We start from the raw sequence: 22,969 nt of genomic DNA on the forward strand, positions 1-22,969 counted from the left end.
TACAGACCAACGAAACACAACCCAATTTGCACGGCTAGGCGTGGCCTAATTACCCACTCCGAAAGAGAATAACCCTATTTATTCTTTGCCGTGTTCTCACTGAATAGGGCACGCATAGGGGCGTTTTATGTTGAGAAATTTAGATAAGTCTAAGTTTACTATCCCAAACAGAACTGATTACTCATTGTTAGAAGTTAGGCAATTTCTTGATCTATCCCTAGATGATGTTACAGATTTTATTTATTCTGGAGTCCTTAAGGTGAAAGCTTCAGTTTTAATAAAGGATAATCAAATACAAAAAATAGGAATGCGAGAAGAAGCTATTGATCTCAATTTAGATAAATCATTGGCAAAATTTTCAACATCAACAGAAAAAAAGAATTTATTACTGACCAGAAATAAGCTAACTGTCAAATCATACAAAAGCGGTAAAGAGAAACTTATTTCTTGTATTATGGCGACACCTAGAAAGTTTCGTTTATATAATTCTTCCCTAGAACACTTAAAAATTAATGGCTCTGAAATGTTTTATATAAGAGGTTTTAATTTCGATAAAACTTCTATTTTTGAACAAAGTTTTAGCTATAGAACTAGTAGTTTTTGTGAGTTTGAATTTATATCAGACGATATAAAACTATACTTAAGAACACTAAATCCTATAGAAATTCATGAGAAAAATTTAAGGGTAACTCACGATGATTTATTGTTATTTTTAAATCATAATGAAGATTTTATTTTAAAGAAAAAAGAAATTGCTCAAACATTCAAAGAATTAAGAACCGTATCTAAGGATTTGAAGTGTCTAATAACAGGATCATTTGATGATGAAATTAATCTAGAAGACAAATCAAAAAGGCGTAATTTAAGAAATCATATTTCTGACAGGTATGACGAAGTTAAACGTAACTATGGTAGCTTAGGGATAAGATTCCTTTTACTTTCTAGCAAGTTAGAAAAAGATTTTTGTAATCTACCGATCTATACTTCTCTAGAAGACCAGATAGATCATAGCATTGATGACAACGAAAAAAATAAAATCATAGAAGAACTACAAGCCAAAATCACTGAGCTTGAAAACGATAAGTCAGAAAAGGAAATTTCTGGAAAATCTGAAACTTCATATCTAAATATTATTCAGGCACTAAAAAATGAATTACTAAAAACAGGAAAATTTGAAAATCAAGCAATATTAATCGACTACTTGCATAATAACTATAGCGGTTATGCCGGGTTAAGTGAAACTAACCTGAGAGAAAAATTCAGCAGAGCTAATAAAATAAAATAAAATCAAAACATTTCTCAAAAATCCAGATAGATCCAAATGGACTTATCTGGATTTTTTCTTTTCTGTGCTTTTCCCATAATCCCCACCGACACAACGAAAGCCAAAACAGGCTTATCAATTCTTAATCACTATCATTTATGGAGAAAACACAATGCCAATGAAAACCGCAACAGCACAAAACGCCCACCAGCAAGACAGCATTATTAGACGATATGACGCTATTAGTCGTTTTGGGGTGAGTAAATCCACCTTTTCCGACTGGCAGAACCCGAAATCTAAACGTTATCGCCCAGACTTCCCGAAGAAAATCCAGTTAGGCGTAAATTCCGTTGGCTACCTTGAAAGCGAGATTAACGCTTACATTGCAAAGCTGGCCGAGAATCGACCATAAGGCGGCATTATGGAAACCATCAACACCACCAGCACTTATGAACAGCAGATGTTTATTTTGCGGAGCTTAGAGGAACGACCGCATAGCACCCACGAATTAAGAGCTAAGGGGATTTATTACCCACCGGCACGAATCAAGGAACTACGGGATAAAGGCTATTTGATTGATACCTTTTATCGAGATGAAACCGACAGCACAGGATTAACTCACCGGGTGGGAGTTTATGTATTACACCAAAATGAAGTGAGTCCAAAAGAGGGAAAATTTCACGAATGAGACAAAACAAAAAGCCCCGAATCACACCAATCCAAGATTCAGGGCTAATCACACCGCCAAGAGCGGAACAACAACGAAATTCTATCAGATTTCCATTTGTGAGCAATCTATTTACACAAATCAATGTCAATGATCTTCCAAAATTGAACCACAAAGATCCTTTAAAAGTGATCCACTTTTATTATTTCTTAATTACGATGTTTAAATCGATAAGATTCATTACCCGTTTCTAAAATATGGCAATGGTGAATTAACCTATCTAAAAGTGCATTTGTCATTTTTGCCTCAGTAAATAGGGTGCCCCACTCTGAAAACTCAAGGTTTGTCGTAATGATAACACTGGTATTTTCATGAAGTTGACTCATTAAATGAAACAGTAATGCCCCACCTTTTTGACTAAAGGGTAAGTAGCCTAGCTCATCCAAAATGATGACATCTTGGCGGACCATCTGAGGGACAAGCTTAAATTGTTTCATTTGATTATCCAGCTCAAGCTGATTCACCAAATCCAATACGTTCCAAAATCGTACTTTATAGCCTTGTTCTGCAGCTTGGATGCCAAATGCCGTCGCTAAGTGCGTTTTTCCTGTACCTGGACCACCCACTAAAATAATATTACGCTTGGCTTTAATATATTCACCATCCAGCAAAAGTTGAAAGCGGGCTTCATCTAAAAGGCTTTGCTTAAAATCAAATTCGGCAAAGGTTCTTTGTTGGGGAAACTTAGCACGTTTAATCCTCCCTAAAGTTTGGTTAATGCTTCGTTGTGTGATTTCAACATTTAGTAAACGTGCGAGAATATCGAGCGTCGGGCGTTTGCGTCGAACACCTTCAATCACGATATCGTCAAATTCATTTGCCATTGTTGTTAATTTAAGCTGTTGTAGTAATGCAATATAGTCTTGTCTTTCCATTATTATCTCCTTGTCTGTTTTATTTTAGTGAAGGAAAGGTAGTGGTTCTTCGATATTGAAGGAGTTGGTCAAATTGACTGAGATTTGCTTTAGGCGGACAACGCAGCGCAACGTGTCGACTCTCTATTTTAGGGACTGTTGGTTCAGTCAATCTTAAGATAATATTCAGTACGGCTTCAACAGTAGGTAATCCTTGTTCTAATGCGAGCTCTGCGGCAGTCACGCCGACTTCTTCGCCAAAATCCGCAATTAAACTCAGAAGCTTAACCATCGCCTTATCACCACGAGGTTGTTTGAGTAAGTGATGTTGAAGGGTTTTAATAGCAGGAGGAAGTACCCAGCCTTGAAAGGGCTCACCATGTCGTAATGCCCCCGGTTTTTTCTTTAAGGCGGACAAATAATGAAGGGGATTATAACTGGTTCCTCCTTTGATAAATTGTCTCGGGTGGCGAGCAACAATTTGGTTCTGATAAACAAGCACTATCTCTTGTGCACCTATTTGAGCTATCACTTCCTTTCCACATAAATGGCAGGGTACACTATATCGGTGGGTATCAAAGAGAATCAACGCAGAGGTATTAACAAGTAAGCGAGTGGTGCGATAACCTAAATAGGGTTTAAAAGGAGAGAGTTTTTCACGTTCTTTTTCCAACCGTTGAGCCACCGTCTGTTGTTTATCTTCAACCCAGGATTGAGTTTGAATCTGCCTTATGCACCAATCTCTTAAATAATCATTTAACGGCTCAAGGGAAGAGAAAGCTAATAAAGGGCGGAAAAGCCGCTTACGGAGTGTTTGAACTTGTCGCTCGACTTGACCTTTCTCCCAACCTGAGGCCGGTGTACAAGCAACAGGCTCAATGAGAAAATGGTTCATCATTGCCAAAAATCCCTCATTAAATGACCGCTCTTTGCCTCGTTTTATCTGTTTGACAATGGTTTTAGGGTTATCATAAATTCCCCGAGAGGGGACACCTCCAAAATAAGTAAAGGCGTGATTATGTGCATCGATAAGNATTTCTAAGGTTTGTCTAAAATAAGCTCGGACATAATAAGCACGAGAATGACAAAGACGAAAATGCGCGATATTTACCGTCGTTTCAACCCCATTTAACACCACTTTCTCAATACTCCAATCAAATTGATAAGACTCACCGAGTGGAAATTTTTGAGGAATAAAAATAGCCGTAGTGGGTGGGGAAAAAGACGATTTATAACGCTTAATAAAACGAGAAACACAAGGGTATTGCCCTTCAAAACCAAGGCTTTGCAAATACTCAAAATGACGTACTGCGGTTAAACGTTGAGAAGGTGGCTTATCCATCTCCTCTTTGAGTCGTTCAATTAATAGTGCTTTATAAGGCCCTAATTTAGGTGAATCGGTGTGTTGACGTTGATAGTTGGGAATCTCAATCATATTGAGATATTTTTTGACGGTACGACGGCTGAGTCGAAGTTTTTCAGCGATTTTACGCTGAGAAAGCCCCTCTTTATGATAAAGGCGACGTATTTTTAAGATGGTTTCCATGCAAAGCATACCAGGTTATTCCCTGTTTAAATAACAAGGAGTTTATCAAAAGATGCAGTGGATCACTTTTCGATGATCTTACTGCATCAGCCTGGCGCATTTTTGCATGATCATTAACACGCTTGCCGATTCTCAGCAAGAGAAGTCAATTCAAGATGATGTTCGTTACAGCTTGAACGAAAATTCAGATTCTGACTTTGCGAAAGCGGTGGATACCGTAGCAAATGGAGGAAATGTTAATGGTTATGTCAATGTTGGCACAACGCCAGATGTGTTGAAAATGCTTGGTTTGCCTGATGTTAATGTCACTATTCACGGCTCAACCTTTAAAAAAGTAATGCAAGACAAGCATAATGTTACGCCTGAAACCTTAAAGCAGTTACCAAAGCAGATTAATAATCCTGTTGCGGTAATGAAATCTGCACCACAGTCAACACAACAAGGCTATGTTGTTTTAACAGAGTTAGTGGAGCAGGAAAATGATTGGGATAAACCAGTCATTGCTGCACTTCATTTAAAGCAAGACACCACAAATGGACTAGAGTTAATCAACATTGCAAGTGTTTATGGCAGAAGTAAATCACAGGTTCAGCGTGGTTTGAATGATGATTTGCTTTATTGGAACAATAAAAAAGGGACTGAATTTGTAAATACCTTTGGGCTTCAATTGCCCGCATATGTATCTCAAGAACAGTCCACAGGCTCTAATGTTAAAACAGAAACCGATCTAAGTCAATATCAATCTGAAAATGCAGAAGAGATATTGAGGTAAGTTCAGAGAGGCGGTTTTTTCTTACCCACAAACAGGAGAACTATGGCAAATCAATTTGAGCCTATCATCAACGAATTAAAAGACAAGTCGGATAAAGACGGTAGTAAAAAGCTACTTTATCAAGAATACAAAAAATACACAGCACCACAACTTACCGCACTTAGGGATAAGTTTGTGGAAGAATTGATTCACCAAATGATGGAATATAAAGAAAAAGCGGAATATCTTTACTTACATTACTACAATGAGGAGGCTTAATTATGCCGGATACCCCACTTACACACGATAAAATAATGGAAATCTTTGATACGAAAGAAAGTGATTGTGACAAAGTTAAGAGTGATATAAAAGCACTTCCCGATGATAATAAATTAACAAATGCTTCGGCTAAAGCAAGAGCGTTAGCAATGGCAGATTATGCTTGTAAGTATTTTGAAGCAGTTCAACAAAATGCCCGAGCCAATATGATTATCGCCCTGATTCAACAAGCGGCATCATTTTATTTTGCCGACAAACAACACGATGTCGCAAAACAGGCACAAAATCGTTTTGATGAAATCTGGAACGATCAGAAAGACAAATCGGATAAGTTTTTCAATCATTGGTACGACAATTCACGACTGATTGAAATCCGAATGTTGAACGACGCATCAGCACGTGAGCAGGCAGGGTATCAAGTCGATTATGAAACGGCAAAAAATAGAGCAGTGACCCAAGCTCGTAGTGAGTTTTCACGGGCAAGAGATAAGGTTCAACGGGAAAGTAATATTCACTGCGTTGGCGCAACTCGCACCGCATTACGCCAACTTCAAGTGGCAGAGGCAAAGGCTGTGGTACTAGCCACTAACCAAGCCATTCGTTTTGAAGAAGAACGCAAACATCAACGTGAAAGCCAGTATCGAGAAGAAATGTACAAATGGAATGCGATGTTCCAAGGTCGAATTGCGGATAGTCTTCGCTCGTTAAGCACTGCCCAACAAGCCGCTGCCGCCGCAAGTCAAATCAAACCATATGAGGGTTGGACACACGCCGTAGGGCAGTTAAGCCATATTGGTAGACATCTTGGCACAATGAACACGGCAGAATTTGGATTATTAAATTCCCATAGAGTACCGGCATTTGCGAATAATTTGTGGGGGTAAACCGCTTGCTTTGCCAAGCGGTTTATTTTTATTGCTAATCTTAGGGATCATGTCAAATCTTAGTGTAGAATAGTGATGGGTTTATTTTATGGAGATTGGTTGTGAAAAAGTTAGTTGTAGGATTAGCTATTATTTTGTTGTCTGGTGTTGCTAATGCAAAATGTTATGGAACAAAATCTAATAAGGTTTGTTATAGTAACAATGGAAATACCCACCATGTTAGTAAAAGTGGTAACTATACAAATGTAAGTAGCTATAATAGTAGAACAGGAGCTAGATGGTCATCTAACTATTCTAGCTACGGCAATACCACATATGCTACGGGTAGATCAAAAAAAGGTAGCCCTTGGAACGAAACGATGGTTAGACATCGTAATTCTACGCATTACTATGGAACAAACTCTAGGGGTAAAAAATTTGATTCTTATGGGATAAGTTCAAAGCCTTGTCGTAAGAAAAATGATTGCTATTAGTTGAGGTTAATTATGAAGAAGTTTGTATTTGGATTGTTTACCCTATTTTTATCTATGTATGTAAATGCGTATGAAGTAAAAGATGTTTGTATTAAATATCAAGTAAAAGGAAACGCTGATACAATACCTCATTGGTCGCAAGGTTATAAAGTACAAGCGAATATTATAGATGGTCAAGAATTATCTCAGAGGACAAGGTGTTATACTTGCTATGATCCATTGGATAAATACGTCGTTGTATTTTGGGGAGATGGGCAATCGACTGTAATTGATACAGATTCACCTTTCTTGAGTTTATATACAGAGGGGAGAGATCAGCAAGGTCGTATTTGGGAAGTATCTGATTCACCAGTATGTATGTAAACTCATAAACCCTATTGACAACCAATAGGGTTTTACTTTCCACATTACTTGGAACATACTGAAAAGAGCCGTCTAAGGCTTGGGCGTAGCGAATGAGAGTATCGGTTTTAGGGACAAGCCACGCTCAATACGACTAATATTTTGTGTCTTAATACCGGTACGCTGTGCAATATCCTGTTGAGAGAGTTTTTTAGCAATGCGATCGGCTTTTAACTGTCTTACCATAGCTTGCTGAATCTTGTGTGCTGTTAGGCGATCTGCAAAAGTAGGATCTTGGTCGATTAAATCTTGTTTTAATTCATCGAGTGAAACAAATTCAAGTCTTTCGGTTTTCATTCATTATTATCTAAATTTTAAAGATACGGCTATTTCCCGTTGGCATTTCGACCGCGAGGCTTAATTTACCACCCATTGTCTCGACATAGCGTTTTAGAGTAGAGAGCCGAATATCATTGCCTCTTTGCTCAATTTGTGCGACAGCCGGTTGAGAAATACCTAACGAGGCTGCTAAATCTTTTTGTGAAAGCTCTAAGTCCTCACGTAATTTAGAAAGACCGGCTTCTAGAATAAGCTCTTCTGCCATTTCTTGTATTTTAGTTTGTCTGTCCCGTGGCAACTCTGCAAGAAAGTCATCAAGGTTTGTGAGTTTTTTTGCCATTATTATTTCTCCAGATTATCTAAGTAGAGCGTAAATTCTTCGTCAGCCAGGCGAATCATTCTTTCATAAAATTTTTTATCGTTACTTTTATCGCCAGCACATAGAACAATAGCCTGCCGAAGCGGATCAAATGCAAAAAATGCACGCAATGGTTTCCGTTGATGTTGAATGCGTAATTCTTTCATATTGGCATATTTCGATCCTTGAATGGTATCCGCATAAGGACGAGATAATTGCGGACCACCTATTTTTAAACGTTGTAAAGCCGCTAATATAGAATCTTGAGCTTCTTCATCTTGCTCAAGCAACCAATTGTGAAAGCAATCAGTAAAAAGCACCGTCCATTGAGTTATTTTCGTCATATTGTTCTTAATAAGTTTTGACTTATATTCTATAAGTTATCGATTATTTGTCAATACCTGACGAAAGGTTAATTTAAGGTAAGAAAGGATTAATCTATTCAGAGGCTTATTCACTCATTCATCAGCGTTTTAATGTTGAACATATTGACGAACTCACACCGGAACAAATCGGAATGGCGGTGGAATATATGCATAAAATCGTACTTGAGGGGGAGTTGATTACAGAAGTGAAAGAAAATGAAAGTTTAGATGCAGGGTTGACCGAACAAGCGCTTCAAGCGTCAAACTTACTCAGCATATCCAAACCGACAAATTAAATAGCAATGGGTGGAGCAGTGTTCTCCATGAGTTATGCAAAGGCAAAACCAATATGCTGTATTAAAATTTAACTAAAAAACCGACCGCACTTTCGCAAGATTGTGCGGTTTTTTCATTTAATAAGGAGCAAAAATGCGACCAATACATATTAACAAAAAAGTGGCAAAAACCACCTTTCAAATTGACAACTGCGGTAATGTAACCGAAGCCACGATTGAAATTACCCGTGTAGGCGGTAGCGATACCATTGTTTATCCGTCTTTAGAAATGACGGCAGACAAGGTAACTTTTATGTGGGACGATGCACTTTATAAAGCACGTTCAGGGCGTTATCAAGGGATTATCCGTATTGAAGGCTGTCAGCCTTTCTGCGTGCCGTTACATCTTGGCTGCAAGTGTAATATCGGCAGCAGTGAAAACGGTTATTTTACTTCTTCAGAATGTTTGGGGTGCAAATAATGGCAACAAAATACAAATGGCTCAACGGCTATACAACGAGCTTAAACGCAAAACTATCATCAACTGATGGGATTTTACCGATTGATGATGCAGCATTATTGGCAAGTAAATTAGATACCGATCATAGTTACTTGGTGATCAATGATGGAAACGGTGCTGAAATTGTCAAAGCCATTGCGTTTGGCAATCAGGTGAAAATTGAGCGGGGCAAAGATGGAACAGAAGCCAAAGCATTCCCTGCCGGTTCCTGTGTGAAATGGGAATTTACCGAATCTGCATTTAACGATCTGGGTTGTCCAAGTGAAGAAAAAAGTGATTGTTGCTGTGAATAAAAGAAGGGAGGTATAGGATAAAAGTGCGGTAGTTTTGCCGTGCTTTTTTCTTTGATAATTCAACCTTGTCACTTTGGCTAAAAATAGCAAATTAGCTTCAAAAAACGTTCCGAAACTAAATTGTTGAATATTGATTTATAAAGGAAAATGTATATCAAAATCGCAGTAATTTCGGAACGGAAAACAGCCATCAAGCCTTGAAAAGGCTGAAAGTATTAGTTTTGTGAATAAAAAAACGCCTATTTGTGGGGAAATAGGCGGGAATGTTGGAGTGATTATTGCTGAGAGTTTTTAATTGAAAATCAGCTTGTTATTGGAATATCTAGATGATAATTGTTATCAAAAATGTTGTCAATAAATAAATGAAAATAATTATCAAAATTTTATTATTTAATATAAGGTACAGATTTCGTCAATGAAAGTGCGGTAGGAATTCCCTGTAAAATTTCAAATTCACCGGCATAGGCATAAGCTTCCACGCTTTGTTCTATCGCGTCTTTTAACAATCTATCATACTCAGGATCGATATATTCGGCGATTTTAAAACGATCAAATCCATTGTGCAGACCGGCAAACAACACGACAGCGCGATGACCTTGTTTTTTCATCGCCAATAATTCCCTCACGTGTTTTTGCCCGCGTGTGGTGACGGCATCAGGAAACATACCGAGATTGCCTTTCACTAAAGTAATAGATTTCACTTCTACATAGCAATCCGGCAGTCCTTCGCCTTTAAGTAAAAAATCAATACGGCTATTTTCTTCACCATATTTGACTTCAGGATATATTTCATCATACATCGCTAGTTCTTTAATTTGTTTGTTTTGTAATGCTTCAAACACAAGTTGATTAGAACGATGGGTATTAATACAGCAAAGTTGTCCGTTAGCCAGTTGGGTGAGTTCCCATGAATGGGGATATTTTCGAGTTTGGCTACCGGAATGAGAATACCAGACGATATCCCCTTTCTCGCCACAACCCGTCATCGCTCCTGTGTTGGCACAGTGAATCGTCATCACTTCACCGTTCGGTAATTCAATATCAGCGAGAAAACGTTTGTAGCGGCGAATTAATTTTGCAGATTGAAGAGTGGGAAGTTGCATACTATTCCTTATTAAAGTGCGATCGATATATTATGAGTTTTTAGGTGAGCATTATATACTTTTTTTTCATGAATATTTCACGCCGCCTTTATGAAAGAACACATTGCATGTATCCCTACAAATAAACCCCAAATTAGGTTTGTACAACGGCTACATAATGTTGTATTTCGAGAGCCTATTACCGTTGAATCAAATATCTCAGCTTTGTTCCGTCTTGTTCAACGCTAAGTAGCGTATAGCCATGGTTTTTTGTATCTACCGGAATGTTATTGATGGATTGGGCACAATCACTTAATAATTCCAAAATTTCACCTTTTTGTAATTGTGGCATGGTTTCAAGCATGGCAATCGCCGGATAAGGGCAAGGTTCGCCTAGTGTGTCTAAGGTATAATCCGGGGCGATATCTTTCGGCTCTTTATCTAATTTTTGAACAACGGTAAATGCCATAATGATTTCCTTTTTTTGATGAATGAATAAGGATTAACAACCGCAAGATTGTTGTGAGCTTGCTGCAATTTTTGCTTTGGCTCTTGCGATGAAACGACCTTCCCACCAAATCACCGCAATTAAGCAGAGAATTAATAAACTGTAGTTTACTAATAAGCCCCCCACAGGGCCGAAAGCCTTAAGTAGGTTGAGTTTTTCATAATCTAAGGCGAGTGCTGGGGCGATATCGTCCCAAACGTAAGCTAAATAGGTTGAGCCGATAACATTACCTAATCCCACCCACATAAAGTGAACCTGACCTTCCATTGAACGATACATCCAACCGGTTTCACAGCCTCCTGCCAGTACGATACCAAAACCGAATAATAATCCGCCGACAATTGCATTTGGACCAGCCCACATGATTTTTGGTGAAACGCCTAATTGGATATAAGAGAAAATACCGATTGTTCCCACCATAATTCCGAAAATAATCGCTTTTGCCATATAGGCACGACCGGTTACCCATAAATCGCGGAAAGCAGAGGTAAAGCAAATTTGCGCGCGTTCGATTAATAACCCGAAAGTTAAACCGCAAAACATGGCAAAACCCAATTTAATAGAGTAGGTCATCACATAAAATGATGAGATGAGATAGGCACAGAAAATGATCATTCCAATCCAAAAACGGCGGAAGGCTTGTTTAGGATTGGTTTCTTCTAATTTTGCCGCCCCTTTTTTGAGTTCCAATTTAATGCGGAACATCGGAAGTAGGGTAAATTTCACGCCAAAATAAGTACCGATTGCCGTAGCAATAGTAAAAAACCACGCATGAACAGAGAATTGTGGAATGCCGGTAAAAAGGGAGGCGAGGTTACACCCCATAGCAAGACGAGCGCCAAATCCGGCTAAAGCTCCACCAATTAAGGCTTGAATAATGCGACGTTTATATGGTTGGTTACGCCACTTCACGTTATTTGCCCATAAAGCGGCAGAAATACAGCCGGCGAACATCCCCAAAATCATCACACCATCAATGCGGGTAAAAATGATTCCTTCCATTCCGATAATTTTATAATAGCGCCACTCGCTCACATCCACCCCTAGGATTTGTAAGGCGTGTCCGCCCCAACGGGTGAATTCGCCCGTTACTGCCCAGTAGGTGCCGGTTACACCGAAATAATAAGCAGAAAGCAAACCTGCTGCGATTACTGTGGCGACAGGGTTCCAATATTTAATGAGATAGTTTTGTTTGAATTGTTGCCAAATCTCTAACATAGGTTCTTAAATCCTTAAGAAAGTTAATGATTTGCAAGCGGAGGTATATGATGAAAAATAGAATTGAGGATCCAATCAGATTTGTTCATTTCCTATACACAAACTTGCGATATATGAATGAATATGCTGTTAAAGCGCTGAGAGTATAAACAAAAATATGAGGGAAAACAAAGAGGATTAATATTTCTGTCACGTTCCTGTCATTTTTATCGGTTATTTTTTCCATTCGAAATGTAATAGTAAAAATAGGGATAATTACAATGACTGATAATAATCGTTTTCTTTGTCGAGAAATGAGCCTACTGGCTTTTAACCGTCGGGTTTTAGCTCAAGCACAAGATCCGAATACCCCTTTGTTAGAACGCCTACGTTTTGTCTGTATTGTTTCATCAAATTTAGATGAATTTTTTGAGGTTCGTGTTGCGGGTCTGAAACGTGAAAGTAAACTATATCCTTATGCCTTGTTAGACTGTGGTAAAACTGCAGAGGAGATTATTGCTGTTGTTTCAAAGGAAGCCCATAATTTAATTAATGAACAATATGCTTTATTTAATGATGTACTTCAGCCGGAATTAGCAAAAGAAGGCATTCATTTTTATCGTCGTCGAAATTGGACGGAGGCACAACGTGAGTGGGTGAGTCAGTATTTTGATCGTGAATTACTCCCTATATTAACGCCAATAGGGCTTGATCCTTCTCATCCTTTTCCACGTCTATTGAATAAATCGCTTAATTTTGCGGTGGAACTTGATGGCAATGATGCCTTTGGCAGACCCTCCAGTATGGCAATCGTACAGGCTCCGCGTATTTTGCCTCGTGTAGTAAAAATGCCGCCGGATCTTTGCCAAGGAGAAAATGGCTTTGTTTTTCTCTCTTCTATTTTACATTCCAATGTACATAAATTATTTTTAGGTATGACAGTGAAAGGCTGCCATCAATTTCGTCTTACTCGAGACAGTGATCTTAGTGTGGAATCGGATAGAGAACAGTTGGATAATTTACGAACGGCAATACAGAGTGAATTACATGATCGTGAATATGGTGACGGAGTACGTTTAGAAGTTGCTGATCTTTGCCCTGCACATATTTATGATTTTTTACTGGCGCAATTTAAGCTCAGTTCCCATGAACTTTATCGTGTGAAAGGTCCGGTAAATCTTATCCGTTTGAATGCTATTCCTGATTTAGTTGAGCGACCTGATTTAAAATTTCCTTCAGTTACGCCTAGTCCTTTATCCAAGCAAACAAAGATTAATTCGATTTTGAACTATGTCAGGCAAACACCTCTCTTGTTGCATCACCCTTATCAGTCGTTTGAACCGGTGGTTCAAATGATCAGTGAAGCTGCCAGTGATCCTTCGGTATTAGCTATCAAAATGACGATTTATCGCACAGGAAGCCGCTCAGAACTGGTCAATGCATTGATGCAAGCTGCATTATCAGGTAAGCAAGTGACCGTTGTCGTTGAGTTAATGGCTCGTTTTGATGAGGCTAATAATGTCAACTGGGCACAACAGCTTGAAGATGCCGGGGCCCACGTCGTTTATGGTGTCTTTGGTTATAAAGTACACGCCAAAATGGTGCTGATTATCCGTCGTGAACAAGGAGTACTTAAACGTTACGCCCATTTAGGCACAGGGAATTATCATCAAGGAACGTCCCGCATTTATACGGACTTTGGCTTAATTACCTCCGATGAACAGATTACCTATGATGTGAATACTTTATTTATGGAAATTACAGGGTTAGGAAGACCGGTAAAATTAAACAAGCTCTATCAAAGCCCCTTCACTTTACATCAATCAGTTCTGGCTCACATCAAGCAAGAAACTCGAAATGCACATGCGGGTAGGATGGGAAGAATTATTGCAAAAATGAATTCTTTGGTCGATACCGGTGTTATTGAGGCTTTATACGAAGCCAGTCAAGCCGGCGTACAAATTGATTTAATTGTTCGGGGAATGTGTACTTTGCGTCCTGGTGTAGAAGGGCTTTCCGAGAATATCCGTGTGCGTTCTATTGTTGGGCGTCAACTTGAACACGCTCGAGTTTATTATTTCTATAATAATGGTGCAGAAAATACCTATATTTCTAGTGCAGATTGGATGGGACGTAATTTTTTCCGCCGAATTGAAACTGCCACACCGATTGAATCCCCTGAGCTCAAAGCCCGTGTGATTGAAGAAAGTCTCACAATGGCATTAAAAGATAATACGAAAGCATGGGAAATGCTGCCTGATGGCAGCTATAAAAAAATTGTTCCTGCAGAAAATGAAGTACCTTTTAGCTTACAAAATGCTTTATGGGAAAAGTACGGGCATTTATAGTTCAATAAGGGGAAATATCCTCTTATTCATTTCACACATATCTTCTTAGATAAATAGAAAAAGCATTTTGAATTCAAAATGCTTTTTAAATATTCTTTATTTAATTTTGATATGTTAGTCGTGGTACTTGAGATAAATCCATTTCAGGTTTGGCTAATGTTTCTATAGGTAAAGTTGAGGTTTTTGTGCGATGAAAACAGGCTAGGTTATAGTCTAAACCGGAAATGGTTTTTTCCTGATTGAAATAATTATTAGGCTGATAGCGATCAGAAATAAACCAGAAACATTGATAATCAAGTTGATTTAAATAATTCAATATTGCCTCGGATTTATGGGGATGGGCTTCAATAAAAATAACAGGTTTGTATTGGTTAATAATATTGGTCGCTCCTTTTAATACATTGAGATCAAATCCTTCCGCATCAATTTTCAGTAAGGATAGCTCCGTTAATTTTTGAATCTCGGGATGTTTATCCAAAGTAACAACTTGAACCCATTCGTTATGCGTAGATCCTTGAAAATTCCCTTCCGTATCAAATCCTTTATCCAAAGAAAAGCTGCCATAATTCCAAACCGTATCATAATTTGATGAGGGGATTTCAATCTCTTCTTTTTGATTACTTACGCCTTGGTGATAAGCGTAAACATTAGTGAGATGATTTAATGAAATATTGGCACAGAGAGTTTGGAAAATAATACGTTGGGGCTCAAAGCAAAATAATTTACCTTGTGGCGCAAATTTTGCAAGTGGGACGGAGTGTATCCCGATATTTGCTCCCACTTCAATAATATTACTGTGGCTAGACAAAATGCTCCGGAAAAATTGCACTTCAACTTCCGACCATTCACCATAAGCTTTGACAAATTGACTAATAAAATCACCTTCAATGAGATTAAATAGTCCCCATTTTGTTTGTTGTAATGAAGTACGCATAAATTGAACCTATGCTCATGAAATTAGTATGAGGTATTATAAATCGTTTTTTTGGAGGGGAGAGCAATTTTTGCGTATTTTTTATTCTTGATGCTTATAAAGTGCGGTTAATTTTATGCGAATTTTTATTTTTATCCGTCAATGTTGAATTGATAAGATATTGTATGTACTTTGAAAACGATATTCTCGAAATGGAGAAAGATATTGATTCAAAATGAGATGCCTGAATAGACTAATGATGGGGACCGAGATTATTGACGGAGTTTTATCAACCCGCTTTAATTGAGGTTTAGATGTACCCACGTTTAGTTTAGCTTGTGGCAATTATAACAAGGAGAAAAAATGAAAATGAACCTACTCAAAACTTTAACGCCCGAACTTAGTGTAGTTTTGCAAAATGATATTCCCGTACTGTATTTAAAGCATCAAATTGGCACAGCAAAGATTGCATTACAGGGAGCGCAATTGTTAAGTTGGCAACCAGGAGGGCAAAGCAAGACGTATTATGGTTGAGCGAAATTGAGCCTTTTCAAATGGCGACGGCAATCCGTGGCGGCATACCGATTTGTTATCCATGGTTTGGTAGCGTGAAACAACCTGCGCATGGTACGGCTCGAATTCGTCTCTGGCAGTTAAGCCATTATGCTTTGACTAAAGACAAAGTGCGGTTGGAATTTTCGTTATTTTCCGATTTAAATGTTATTGAAGCAAAAATGGCGATGGTTTTTACGGATAAGTGCCATATCAGTTTTACCCATTATGGTGAACAACCGGCACAAGTGGCATTACACAGTTATTTTAATGTGGGCGATATTGCTCAAGTTGAAATCGTGAACTTGCCCGAAACCTGTTTTAACAGTTTGACTCAGCAACAAGAAAATGTACCCTCACCACGTTCCATCACGGAAAATGTAGATTGTATTTATTCAGCGGAGAAAAAACAAAACCAAATTGTTGATAAAGTATTAAATCGTACTATTCAATTACATCATCATGATGCAAGCCAACTTGTCCTTTGGAATCCGTGGCATAAATCCACCAGTGCGATGAGTGAGAAGGCTTATCAACATATGGTTTGCTTGGAAACTGCAAGAATCGATCATTTGCTAGAATTTGGCGAAAGTGTCAGTGTAGAAATTTGTGTGAATGGCTAAATTTTGTTGCATAAAATTGGTGGATACTATAAAATCCGCGCGTTTTGCTCATTTTTATAAATAAGTGAGAGAATTTGGAATCTTTTGCGTGTTGTGAAAGTTTTTGCATAAACCAATAGAAGGAATACGATTATTAAAACCGTAAAAAAAGCGCCGGCAGTAAATCGCCCGAATCGCATTAATGATGAAATTCGTGTAAAAGAAGTTCGTTTAATAGACCAAGATGGTGAACAATTAGGGATTGTTTCCATTCAACAAGCATTAGAAATGGCGGAGCAAGCGGAGCTCGATCTTGTTGAAATTAGTCCAAATGCAGAGCCTCCGGTTTGTCGCATTATGAATTACGGTAAATTCCTCTACGAGAAAAGCAAAACCGCAAAAGAGCAGAAGAAAAAACAAAAAGTCGTACAAGTGAAGGAAATTAAATTCCGTCCGGGTACAGACGAGGGTGATTACCAAGTTAAGTTACGCAGTCTTATCCGTTTCTTGGAAGACGGTGATAAAGCAAAGATTACTGTGCGTTTCCGTGGTCGTGAGATGGCACACCAAGACATTGGTTTAGAAGTGTTGGAACGTGTGAAAAACGATTTGGCTGAAATTTCAGTGGTTGAATCCGCACCGGGTAAGTTAGAAGGTCGTCAAGCCGTAATGGTATTAGCGCCGAAGAAAAAATAAGAATTTTTTGTTGAGATTTTAGGGTATAACCTCTGGTCTCAATGAAAATCTTTTCACTTAGGTGAAAAGTCATTGTAAGTTGGGCAGACTACGCAGCCTAACTACTTTGAGAAAAGGCAAATAAATTTGCCTTATGATGGAAATGATCAGCGCCTCCAAGTAACTTTTTTAGTTCGCCTGATTATGTTGTTTTAAACGAAAAATGCGGAGTTATTTTAACAATGCCTAAAATCAAAACAGTACGCGGCGCAGCTAAGCGTTTCAAAAAAACTGCTTCCGGCGGTTTCAAGCGTAAACAATCTCACTTACGTCATATTTTGACTAAAAAAACAACTAAGCGTAAACGTCATTTACGTCATAAATCCATGGTTGCGAAAGCAGACCAAGTTTTAGTCGTAGCTTGCTTACCGTACGCATAAGCCGTTATTTAAGCGAAACGTACGATTAGTTCATTTAGTAGAAAATAGACATAGGAGATTAAATAATGGCTCGTGTAAAACGTGGTGTTATTGCAAGAGCACGCCATAAGAAAGTTCTTAAGGCTGCTAAAGGTTATTATGGTGCACGTTCACGCGTGTATCGTGTTGCTTTCCAAGCGGTGATCAAAGCCGGTCAATACGCATATCGTGACCGTCGTCAGCGCAAACGTCAATTCCGTCAATTATGGATTGCACGTATCAACGCGGCGGCTCGCCAAAACGGTTTGTCTTACAGCAAATTCATCAATGGCTTGAAAAAAGCCTCTGTTGAAATCGATCGTAAGATCCTTGCTGATATCGCTGTCTTCGACAAAGTGGCATTTGCTGCGTTAGTTGAAAAAGCAAAATCTGCACTTTAATTTTTAAAGTTTAGAGAATGGGGACGCTGAAAGGCGTCCTTTTTTCTTATATTCATTTTCATCTTTTCGCTTTTATTTCCAAACCGTATAAAATAGTGCGGTCACAAAAAAAGCAAGGTTTTTTGAATATTGGCTTTTCCAACGGCTCCAAAGGAGTGAATAAATCACTTTAGTGATTTATGAATAATTTTAGTGAAATTTTTTACGAGGTTACAGTGGCATTAATCAGCTTAACAAATGGCTATCTTTCTTTTAGTGACGCACCATTATTAGATCATAGCGAACTTCATATTGAACCTAACGAACGTGTTTGTTTGGTTGGGCGAAATGGCGCAGGCAAATCAACATTACTCAAAATTATTGCCGGTGATATATTGTTAGACGACGGTAAGATCCAATATGAAAAAGATTTGGTTGTATCCAGACTTGAACAGGATCCACCACGCAATACGGAAGGTAATGTATTTGATTATGTGGCAGAAGGAATTGGTCATTTAACGGATTTATTAAAAGAATATCATCGAATTTCCGTTGAGCTTGAAGAAAATTATACGGAGCAAATTCTAAGCCGGCTAGAACAAATTCAAACGAAGCTAGAACACGCAGACGGTTGGCGATTTGAAAATAAAATTAATGAAGTGCTACTCAAGTTAGGCTTAAATCCTAATACAAAACTGACCGCACTTTCCGGTGGCTGGTTGCGTAAAGCGGCATTAGCACGTGCCTTAGTTAGCGATCCTGATGTGCTATTACTTGATGAGCCGACCAACCATTTGGATGTGGAGGCGATTGAATGGCTGGAAAATTTTCTCTTAGAATTTAGCGGTAGCATTGTATTTATTTCCCATGATCGTTCTTTCATCCGAAAAATGGCGACACGTATTGTGGATTTAGATCGCGGAAAACTGGTTTCTTATCCGGGGAATTATGATTTATATCTCACTACAAAAGAAGAAAATCTCCGTGTTGAAGCCCTTCAAAATGAATTGTTTGATAAGCGGTTGGCTCAGGAAGAAGTATGGATTCGCCAAGGTATAAAAGCACGTCGTACCCGTAATGAAGGGCGTGTTCGCGCATTAAAGGCAATGCGTGAGGAACGCCGCCAACGTCGTGATGTGATGGGAACGGCAAAATTACAACTTGATACTTCAAGCCGTTCCGGAAAGATCGTGTTTGAAATGGAAAATGTGAGTTATGAGGTGGCGGGTAAGCAATTATTAAAAGATTTCAGTACCACCATTTTACGAGGGGATAAGATTGCTTTAGTCGGGCCAAATGGCTGTGGAAAAACCACCTTTATTAAATTATTACTCGGTGAAATTCAACCGACAGGTGGAAAAATTCATACCGGAACAAAATTAGAAATCGCCTATTTTGACCAATACCGAGCGGATCTTGATCCGGAAAAAAGCGTAATGGATAATGTTGCCGATGGTAAGCAAGATATCGAAGTGAACGGCGTAAAACGCCATGTATTGGGCTATTTGCAAGATTTCTTATTTCCGCCTAAACGGGCAATGATCCCGGTGAAAGCCTTATCAGGTGGGGAACGTAACCGCTTGTTATTAGCAAAACTATTACTTAAACCGAATAATTTACTGATTCTTGATGAACCTACGAATGATTTAGATGTGGAAACTTTAGAGCTGTTAGAAGAAATTCTGACGGACTATCAAGGCACTTTATTGATCGTGAGCCATGACCGCCAATTTATTGATAATACTGCCACAGAGTGTTATTTGTTTGAGGGAAATGGAATTGTCAATAAGTATGTAGGCGGTTTCTTTGATGCTAAACAGCAGCAAGCAAACTTTTGGGCAAGCAAAGCTGTGCAAGAAAACATGAAAAAATCACCGGCTAAACCGCAAGAAAATACGGTAAAAACCGACCGCACTTCTAGGCCCAAATCCGTTAAATTATCCTATAAAGAGCAGCGAGAATTGGAACAGCTCCCACAGCAATTGGAAGAATTAGAGGAAAAATTGACGGTACTTCAAGCGGAGGTCAGTGAATCTGGCTTTTTCCAACAATCCCATGAAATAACCGATGCGAAACTAAAAGAATTGGCGGATACGGAATCGCTTCTTGAACAAATATTCTTGCGTTGGGAAGAATTGGAAGAGAAAAAAAGTATTGCAGAAAGTAAGTGATAAAAAAACCGAGCATGGGCTCGGTTTTTTATAGATTAAAATAAGTTACTGATGAAAATAACGATAATAATCACAGGCACAACAAATTTTACATAATTAAACCAAATTTTGGTGAAAGTCGAATCCGGTGTCGGAGAGAGTTCTTTTTTCGCTTCATCTTTTAGGATAAAACCCACGAAAATTGCACAACCTAATGCGGTGAGCATAAATAAAATATTGCCGCTTGCATAATCATAAAAATCAAAAATACTTTTACCGAAAATGGTGAAGTTTTTCCAAAGATTATCCCCTAAAATGGCCGGAATATTACCGAGTAAGAAGATCCCCCCTAAAACGAAAGCAATCGCTTTTCCACGACGCATACGAAGTTTTTCTTGCAATGCCGTGATGAGGACTTCATAAATAGTAATAGATGTGGTGAGAGCGGCAATTAATAATAAACTAAAGAAAACAATTGCAAAGAACTTGCCTGCCCATAAATGGGAAAATACGATGGGCAAACTTTGGAAAACTAATGTTGGACCTGCATTCGGTTCGATGCCGAAAGTAAATAAAGAAGGGAAAATCATAAAGCCGGCAAGTACAGCAATGATAGTATTGGTAAAACCGGTAATCACCGCTGTTTGAATAAGATTTTCTTCTTTATTAAGATAGCTTGAAAGGGTGATTAGAACCCCAAAGCCAAGGCTTAAGGCGAAAAACACTTGCCCTAATACAAAAATGAAAAGTTGGGGCGTGATTTTGCTGAAATCCGGTTTTAAATAGAAGGTAATTCCTTCCATTGCGCCCGGCAAGGTGATATTACGGATCACCATACCGATGAGGAAAATAAAGAGCAGTGGCATTAAATATTTAACTGAACGCTCAATGCCGCCAATAATGCCTTTTGCCAAAATAATATAATTCACCACGACAAAGAGAAAGGTGTAGAACATGATTTCATAAGGGCTATTGCCGATATGAAGATCGTAGAAGTTTTTGGCGACATCCTTTGTAATCGGCGTTGAAATATCAAGCGTGCCGCTGATTAAACTTACGATATAGGAAATAACCCAGCCACCCAGCACCATATAATAAGCCATAATACCAAATGCACCGAGCAATCCCGTATAACCGATGATCTTCCAATATTTTGAAATATGTTTGCCTTTATCAAGAATTTTATCGCCAAAAGCATCAATCGAATTGACACGTAAACGGCGACCAATCACATTTTCTACTAAAATCATGGGAATGCCGATTACCATCATGGCAAGACAAAAAAGCAGTACATAAGCACCGCCGCCATTTTCACCCACCAGATAGGGGAATCGCCAAGTTGCCCCGAAACCCACGGTTGCACCGGCAACCGTCATCACATAAGTTAATCGGCTCGACCAAGTTTGACGTTGTTGTTTATTCGTTGTCATTGTTTTTCCTATTAATAAAAGTGCGGTCAAAAATTTAATTATTTTTAATATTCGGTTTTTTCTTTATATTCGCAGAGATCTTCGATAATGCAGGAACCGCAGCGGGGCTTTCTTGCCACACAAGTATAGCGACCATGTAAAATGAGCCAATGGTGCACATCCACTTTAAATTCATCAGGCACTACTTTTAAGAGTTTTTCTTCCACTTTTACAACATCTTTACCGGGGGCAAAATTAGTGCGATTGCATACCCGAAATATATGGGTATCGACAGCAATAGTGGGATGACCAAAGGCGGTATTTAGCACTACGTTAGCCGTTTTCCGCCCAACACCGGCAAGGGCTTCTAAGGCTTCACGATTTTCAGGTACTTCACCGTTGTGTTTTTCGATGAGATCGCGGCAGGTTTTGATGATATTTTCAGCCTTACTATTATAGAGTCCGATGGTTTTGATATAGCTTTTTAGACCATCTAAGCCTAAATCCAAAATCGCTTGCGGCGTATTGGCAACAGGAAAAAGTTTTTCTGTCGCTTTATTTACCCCTTTATCCGTGGCTTGTGCCGATAAAATCACGGCGATTAATAATTCAAAAGGCGAATTATACTGTAATTCGGTGGTAGGGTGGGGATTTTGATCCCGCAATCGGGTCAATATTTCAACTCTTTTCTTTTTATTCATGTTATTTTTTCCGATTATCAATTCTGTTTTTTAGTGCAAGGAGTAATCCCAATCCAATAAACGCACCCGGAGGCAGGATGAAGAGTAAAAAGCTGCTATCCGTTTGGTAAATATGGAAGGTGAGAAATTTTGCTTGTTCACCAAAAAGATTTTCAATCCCTTCAAAAATCGTACCCTGTCCGAGAATCTCACGGATAGCGCCAAGCACAACAAGACTCAATGCCATACCACATCCCATAGAAAAACCATCCCATATAGAATGTAAGAGGTTGTTTTTTGAGGCAAAGGCTTCCGCACGACCAATGACAATACAGTTTGTCACAATGAGAGGGATAAAAATCCCTAAGGATTGATAAAGCGCATAGGTGTAAGCATTCATCAATAATTGCACAACGGTTACTGTCGTTGCGATAATCATCACATAAATTGGAATACGAATTTCATGGGGAATTTGTTTCCGAAATAAAGAAATGACCGTGTTGGTACAAGTTAAAACCAACATCGTAGCAAGTCCTAAACCGAGCGCATTTGTGGCGGTACTGGAAACAGCCAACAAGGGGCAAAGACCGAGTAGTTGAACAATAGCAGGGTTATTTTTCCAAATACCTTGAGTGAAAATGGGTTTCCACTCGGATGGTTTTATTTGCGTTTTAACCTCCTGTTGAGAAGGTGCATCTTCAAGAAGTGCGGTCGTTTTTTCGGTTAAATTTGTCATATCACACTC

General features: G+C 38.7%; 27 protein-coding genes and 2 pseudogenes. 17 read left to right on the plus strand and 12 right to left on the minus strand.

The genetic code is table 11. From position 1 onward, the window contains the following. Window positions 1–127 precede the first annotated feature (127 nt). The 3 genes from A3GE_RS11520 (at window position 128) to A3GE_RS0102275 (ending at window position 1,952) form a co-directional block, all read left to right on the plus strand. On the plus strand, window positions 128–1,285 hold the full coding sequence (locus A3GE_RS11520) for a hypothetical protein (RefSeq protein WP_018355662.1): 1,158 nt from the start codon (window positions 128–130) through the stop codon (window positions 1,283–1,285). A 151-nt stretch (window positions 1,286–1,436) separates the two neighbouring features. After that, a complete protein-coding gene (locus A3GE_RS0102270) occupies window positions 1,437–1,676 on the plus strand; it encodes a helix-turn-helix transcriptional regulator (RefSeq protein WP_018355663.1) in 240 nt (79 codons plus the stop codon). Between the two features lie 9 nt (window positions 1,677–1,685). Then, entirely contained in the window at window positions 1,686–1,952 is a 267-nt protein-coding gene (locus tag A3GE_RS0102275) for a helix-turn-helix domain-containing protein (protein ID WP_018355664.1), read from the plus strand. A 188-nt stretch (window positions 1,953–2,140) separates the two neighbouring features. On the opposite strand, the gene istB is transcribed toward A3GE_RS0102275, so the two are convergent. Both istB and istA read right to left on the minus strand, forming a co-directional pair. Next, a complete protein-coding gene (istB, locus tag A3GE_RS0102280; protein ID WP_018355665.1) occupies window positions 2,141–2,866 on the minus strand; it encodes an IS21-like element helper ATPase IstB in 726 nt (241 codons plus the stop codon). A gap of 19 nt (window positions 2,867–2,885) precedes the next feature. Beyond that, window positions 2,886–4,400, minus strand: coding sequence for an IS21 family transposase (istA, locus tag A3GE_RS0102285; RefSeq protein ID WP_018355666.1), 1,515 nt, complete (start codon window positions 4,398–4,400; stop codon window positions 2,886–2,888). 97 nt (window positions 4,401–4,497) lie between these two features. Here istA and A3GE_RS0102290 point away from each other — a divergent pair, with 97 nt between their 5' ends. The 5 genes from A3GE_RS0102290 (at window position 4,498) to A3GE_RS12255 (ending at window position 7,141) form a co-directional block, all read left to right on the plus strand. After that, window positions 4,498–5,163, plus strand: a complete 666-nt coding sequence (locus tag A3GE_RS0102290; RefSeq protein ID WP_018355667.1) for a MuF-C-terminal domain-containing protein — start codon at window positions 4,498–4,500, stop codon at window positions 5,161–5,163. 42 nt (window positions 5,164–5,205) lie between these two features. Then, entirely contained in the window at window positions 5,206–5,421 is a 216-nt protein-coding gene (locus A3GE_RS0102295) for a hypothetical protein (RefSeq protein ID WP_018355668.1), read from the plus strand. Between the two features lie 2 nt (window positions 5,422–5,423). Continuing rightward, complete coding sequence (locus tag A3GE_RS0102300; protein ID WP_018355669.1) at window positions 5,424–6,305, plus strand: hypothetical protein; 882 nt, start codon at window positions 5,424–5,426, stop codon at window positions 6,303–6,305. 101 nt (window positions 6,306–6,406) lie between these two features. Then, window positions 6,407–6,778 carry a hypothetical protein gene (locus tag A3GE_RS12005; RefSeq protein WP_136122831.1) on the plus strand — a complete coding sequence of 124 codons (372 nt, stop codon included), beginning with the start codon at window positions 6,407–6,409 and terminating at the stop codon, window positions 6,776–6,778. Between the two features lie 12 nt (window positions 6,779–6,790). Then, window positions 6,791–7,141: a hypothetical protein gene (locus A3GE_RS12255; RefSeq protein WP_018355670.1), complete on the plus strand. Its 351-nt coding sequence runs from the start codon at window positions 6,791–6,793 to the stop codon at window positions 7,139–7,141. Window positions 7,142–7,213: 72 nt separating this feature from the next. On the opposite strand, the gene A3GE_RS12260 is transcribed toward A3GE_RS12255, so the two are convergent. From A3GE_RS12260 to A3GE_RS0102320, 3 genes are read right to left on the minus strand one after another with little or no spacing between them, the layout of a single operon-like run. Then, window positions 7,214–7,477 carry a helix-turn-helix domain-containing protein gene (locus A3GE_RS12260; protein ID WP_078060896.1) on the minus strand — a complete coding sequence of 88 codons (264 nt, stop codon included), beginning with the start codon at window positions 7,475–7,477 and terminating at the stop codon, window positions 7,214–7,216. Between the two features lie 10 nt (window positions 7,478–7,487). Further along, window positions 7,488–7,799, minus strand: a complete 312-nt coding sequence (locus A3GE_RS0102315) for a helix-turn-helix domain-containing protein (RefSeq protein WP_018355671.1) — start codon at window positions 7,797–7,799, stop codon at window positions 7,488–7,490. Window positions 7,800–7,801: 2 nt separating this feature from the next. Then, window positions 7,802–8,161 (minus strand): type II toxin-antitoxin system RelE/ParE family toxin, encoded by a 360-nt coding sequence (locus A3GE_RS0102320; protein WP_018355672.1) that lies wholly within the window; start codon window positions 8,159–8,161, stop codon window positions 7,802–7,804. An 80-nt stretch (window positions 8,162–8,241) separates the two neighbouring features. On the opposite strand from A3GE_RS0102320, the pseudogene A3GE_RS12505 reads away from it, so the two are divergent. The 3 genes and pseudogenes from A3GE_RS12505 to A3GE_RS0102335 all read left to right on the plus strand — a co-directional run. Continuing rightward, window positions 8,242–8,403 (plus strand): annotated as a pseudogene (locus A3GE_RS12505) (phage antirepressor N-terminal domain-containing protein); the annotation flags it as partial. Window positions 8,404–8,611: 208 nt separating this feature from the next. Further along, window positions 8,612–8,938, plus strand: a complete 327-nt coding sequence (locus A3GE_RS0102330) for a hypothetical protein (protein WP_018355674.1) — start codon at window positions 8,612–8,614, stop codon at window positions 8,936–8,938. After that, window positions 8,938–9,270, plus strand: coding sequence for a hypothetical protein (locus tag A3GE_RS0102335; protein ID WP_018355675.1), 333 nt, complete (start codon window positions 8,938–8,940; stop codon window positions 9,268–9,270). Before A3GE_RS0102330 ends, A3GE_RS0102335 begins: the two co-directional genes overlap by 1 nt. A 386-nt stretch (window positions 9,271–9,656) precedes the next feature. Here the strand turns inward: A3GE_RS0102335 and sfsA are convergent, their stop codons facing one another. The 3 genes from sfsA to yedE all read right to left on the minus strand — a co-directional run bounded on the left by sfsA (window position 9,657) and on the right by yedE (window position 12,078). After that, window positions 9,657–10,373, minus strand: a complete 717-nt coding sequence (gene sfsA / locus A3GE_RS0102340) for a DNA/RNA nuclease SfsA (RefSeq protein WP_018355676.1) — start codon at window positions 10,371–10,373, stop codon at window positions 9,657–9,659. A gap of 178 nt (window positions 10,374–10,551) precedes the next feature. Further along, entirely contained in the window at window positions 10,552–10,821 is a 270-nt protein-coding gene (yedF, locus tag A3GE_RS0102345) for a sulfurtransferase-like selenium metabolism protein YedF (protein ID WP_018355677.1), read from the minus strand. A 33-nt stretch (window positions 10,822–10,854) separates the two neighbouring features. Then, a complete protein-coding gene (gene yedE / locus A3GE_RS0102350; protein WP_018355678.1) occupies window positions 10,855–12,078 on the minus strand; it encodes a selenium metabolism membrane protein YedE/FdhT in 1,224 nt (407 codons plus the stop codon). Window positions 12,079–12,338: 260 nt separating this feature from the next. Here yedE and ppk1 point away from each other — a divergent pair, with 260 nt between their 5' ends. After that, on the plus strand, window positions 12,339–14,405 hold the full coding sequence (ppk1, locus tag A3GE_RS0102355) for a polyphosphate kinase 1 (protein ID WP_018355679.1): 2,067 nt from the start codon (window positions 12,339–12,341) through the stop codon (window positions 14,403–14,405). Window positions 14,406–14,505: 100 nt separating this feature from the next. Here the strand turns inward: ppk1 and A3GE_RS0102360 are convergent, their stop codons facing one another. After that, window positions 14,506–15,339 carry an FkbM family methyltransferase gene (locus tag A3GE_RS0102360; RefSeq protein WP_018355680.1) on the minus strand — a complete coding sequence of 278 codons (834 nt, stop codon included), beginning with the start codon at window positions 15,337–15,339 and terminating at the stop codon, window positions 14,506–14,508. 342 nt (window positions 15,340–15,681) lie between these two features. On the opposite strand from A3GE_RS0102360, the pseudogene A3GE_RS11385 reads away from it, so the two are divergent. The 5 genes and pseudogenes from A3GE_RS11385 to A3GE_RS0102390 all read left to right on the plus strand — a co-directional run bounded on the left by A3GE_RS11385 (window position 15,682) and on the right by A3GE_RS0102390 (window position 20,156). Next, window positions 15,682–16,493, plus strand: a pseudogene (locus tag A3GE_RS11385) (D-hexose-6-phosphate mutarotase). A gap of 177 nt (window positions 16,494–16,670) precedes the next feature. Then, a complete protein-coding gene (infC, locus tag A3GE_RS0102370; protein ID WP_026215354.1) occupies window positions 16,671–17,168 on the plus strand; it encodes a translation initiation factor IF-3 in 498 nt (165 codons plus the stop codon). Window positions 17,169–17,389: 221 nt separating this feature from the next. Further along, window positions 17,390–17,587 carry a 50S ribosomal protein L35 gene (rpmI, locus tag A3GE_RS0102375; RefSeq protein WP_005596065.1) on the plus strand — a complete coding sequence of 66 codons (198 nt, stop codon included), beginning with the start codon at window positions 17,390–17,392 and terminating at the stop codon, window positions 17,585–17,587. Between the two features lie 65 nt (window positions 17,588–17,652). Then, complete coding sequence (rplT, locus tag A3GE_RS0102380) at window positions 17,653–18,006, plus strand: 50S ribosomal protein L20 (RefSeq protein ID WP_005596075.1); 354 nt, start codon at window positions 17,653–17,655, stop codon at window positions 18,004–18,006. 215 nt (window positions 18,007–18,221) lie between these two features. Beyond that, entirely contained in the window at window positions 18,222–20,156 is a 1,935-nt protein-coding gene (locus tag A3GE_RS0102390) for an ABC transporter ATP-binding protein (RefSeq protein ID WP_026215355.1), read from the plus strand. Window positions 20,157–20,191: 35 nt separating this feature from the next. Here the strand turns inward: A3GE_RS0102390 and A3GE_RS0102395 are convergent, their stop codons facing one another. From A3GE_RS0102395 to A3GE_RS0102405, 3 genes are read right to left on the minus strand one after another with little or no spacing between them, the layout of a single operon-like run. Next, the gene (locus A3GE_RS0102395) at window positions 20,192–21,565 is read right to left on the minus strand and encodes a sodium-dependent transporter (RefSeq protein ID WP_018355684.1); all 1,374 of its coding nucleotides are present in this window, start codon (window positions 21,563–21,565) and stop codon (window positions 20,192–20,194) included. Window positions 21,566–21,609: 44 nt separating this feature from the next. Next, window positions 21,610–22,245, minus strand: coding sequence for an endonuclease III (gene nth, locus A3GE_RS0102400; RefSeq protein ID WP_018355685.1), 636 nt, complete (start codon window positions 22,243–22,245; stop codon window positions 21,610–21,612). Between the two features lies 1 nt (window position 22,246). Next, on the minus strand, window positions 22,247–22,960 hold the full coding sequence (locus tag A3GE_RS0102405; RefSeq protein ID WP_018355686.1) for an electron transport complex subunit E: 714 nt from the start codon (window positions 22,958–22,960) through the stop codon (window positions 22,247–22,249). Window positions 22,961–22,969: the final 9 nt, after the last annotated feature.

The organism is Rodentibacter pneumotropicus DSM 21403, from assembly GCF_000379905.1.
GTDB classification, from domain to species: Bacteria; Pseudomonadota; Gammaproteobacteria; order Enterobacterales; family Pasteurellaceae; genus Rodentibacter; species Rodentibacter pneumotropicus.

Coding starts and splice junctions, on each gene's coding strand:
- A3GE_RS0102405 (WP_018355686.1), bottom strand. CDS start 22,960: ATGACAAATTTAACCGAAAAAACGACCGCACTTCTTGAAGATGCACCT.
- rpmI (WP_005596065.1), top strand. CDS start 17,390: ATGCCTAAAATCAAAACAGTACGCGGCGCAGCTAAGCGTTTCAAAAAA.
- ppk1 (WP_018355679.1), top strand. CDS start 12,339: ATGACTGATAATAATCGTTTTCTTTGTCGAGAAATGAGCCTACTGGCT.
- istB (WP_018355665.1), bottom strand. CDS start 2,866: ATGGAAAGACAAGACTATATTGCATTACTACAACAGCTTAAATTAACA.
- yedE (WP_018355678.1), bottom strand. CDS start 12,078: ATGTTAGAGATTTGGCAACAATTCAAACAAAACTATCTCATTAAATAT.
- yedF (WP_018355677.1), bottom strand. CDS start 10,821: ATGGCATTTACCGTTGTTCAAAAATTAGATAAAGAGCCGAAAGATATC.
- A3GE_RS11520 (WP_018355662.1), top strand. CDS start 128: ATGTTGAGAAATTTAGATAAGTCTAAGTTTACTATCCCAAACAGAACT.
- A3GE_RS0102360 (WP_018355680.1), bottom strand. CDS start 15,339: ATGCGTACTTCATTACAACAAACAAAATGGGGACTATTTAATCTCATT.
- A3GE_RS0102315 (WP_018355671.1), bottom strand. CDS start 7,799: ATGGCAAAAAAACTCACAAACCTTGATGACTTTCTTGCAGAGTTGCCA.
- sfsA (WP_018355676.1), bottom strand. CDS start 10,373: ATGCAACTTCCCACTCTTCAATCTGCAAAATTAATTCGCCGCTACAAA.
- A3GE_RS12260 (WP_078060896.1), bottom strand. CDS start 7,477: ATGAAAACCGAAAGACTTGAATTTGTTTCACTCGATGAATTAAAACAA.
- A3GE_RS0102335 (WP_018355675.1), top strand. CDS start 8,938: ATGGCAACAAAATACAAATGGCTCAACGGCTATACAACGAGCTTAAAC.
- nth (WP_018355685.1), bottom strand. CDS start 22,245: ATGAATAAAAAGAAAAGAGTTGAAATATTGACCCGATTGCGGGATCAA.
- A3GE_RS0102320 (WP_018355672.1), bottom strand. CDS start 8,161: ATGACGAAAATAACTCAATGGACGGTGCTTTTTACTGATTGCTTTCAC.
- rplT (WP_005596075.1), top strand. CDS start 17,653: ATGGCTCGTGTAAAACGTGGTGTTATTGCAAGAGCACGCCATAAGAAA.
- A3GE_RS0102275 (WP_018355664.1), top strand. CDS start 1,686: ATGGAAACCATCAACACCACCAGCACTTATGAACAGCAGATGTTTATT.
- A3GE_RS0102395 (WP_018355684.1), bottom strand. CDS start 21,565: ATGACAACGAATAAACAACAACGTCAAACTTGGTCGAGCCGATTAACT.
- A3GE_RS12255 (WP_018355670.1), top strand. CDS start 6,791: ATGAAGAAGTTTGTATTTGGATTGTTTACCCTATTTTTATCTATGTAT.
- A3GE_RS0102270 (WP_018355663.1), top strand. CDS start 1,437: ATGCCAATGAAAACCGCAACAGCACAAAACGCCCACCAGCAAGACAGC.
- A3GE_RS0102290 (WP_018355667.1), top strand. CDS start 4,498: ATGATCATTAACACGCTTGCCGATTCTCAGCAAGAGAAGTCAATTCAA.
- A3GE_RS0102300 (WP_018355669.1), top strand. CDS start 5,424: ATGCCGGATACCCCACTTACACACGATAAAATAATGGAAATCTTTGAT.
- A3GE_RS0102330 (WP_018355674.1), top strand. CDS start 8,612: ATGCGACCAATACATATTAACAAAAAAGTGGCAAAAACCACCTTTCAA.
- A3GE_RS0102295 (WP_018355668.1), top strand. CDS start 5,206: ATGGCAAATCAATTTGAGCCTATCATCAACGAATTAAAAGACAAGTCG.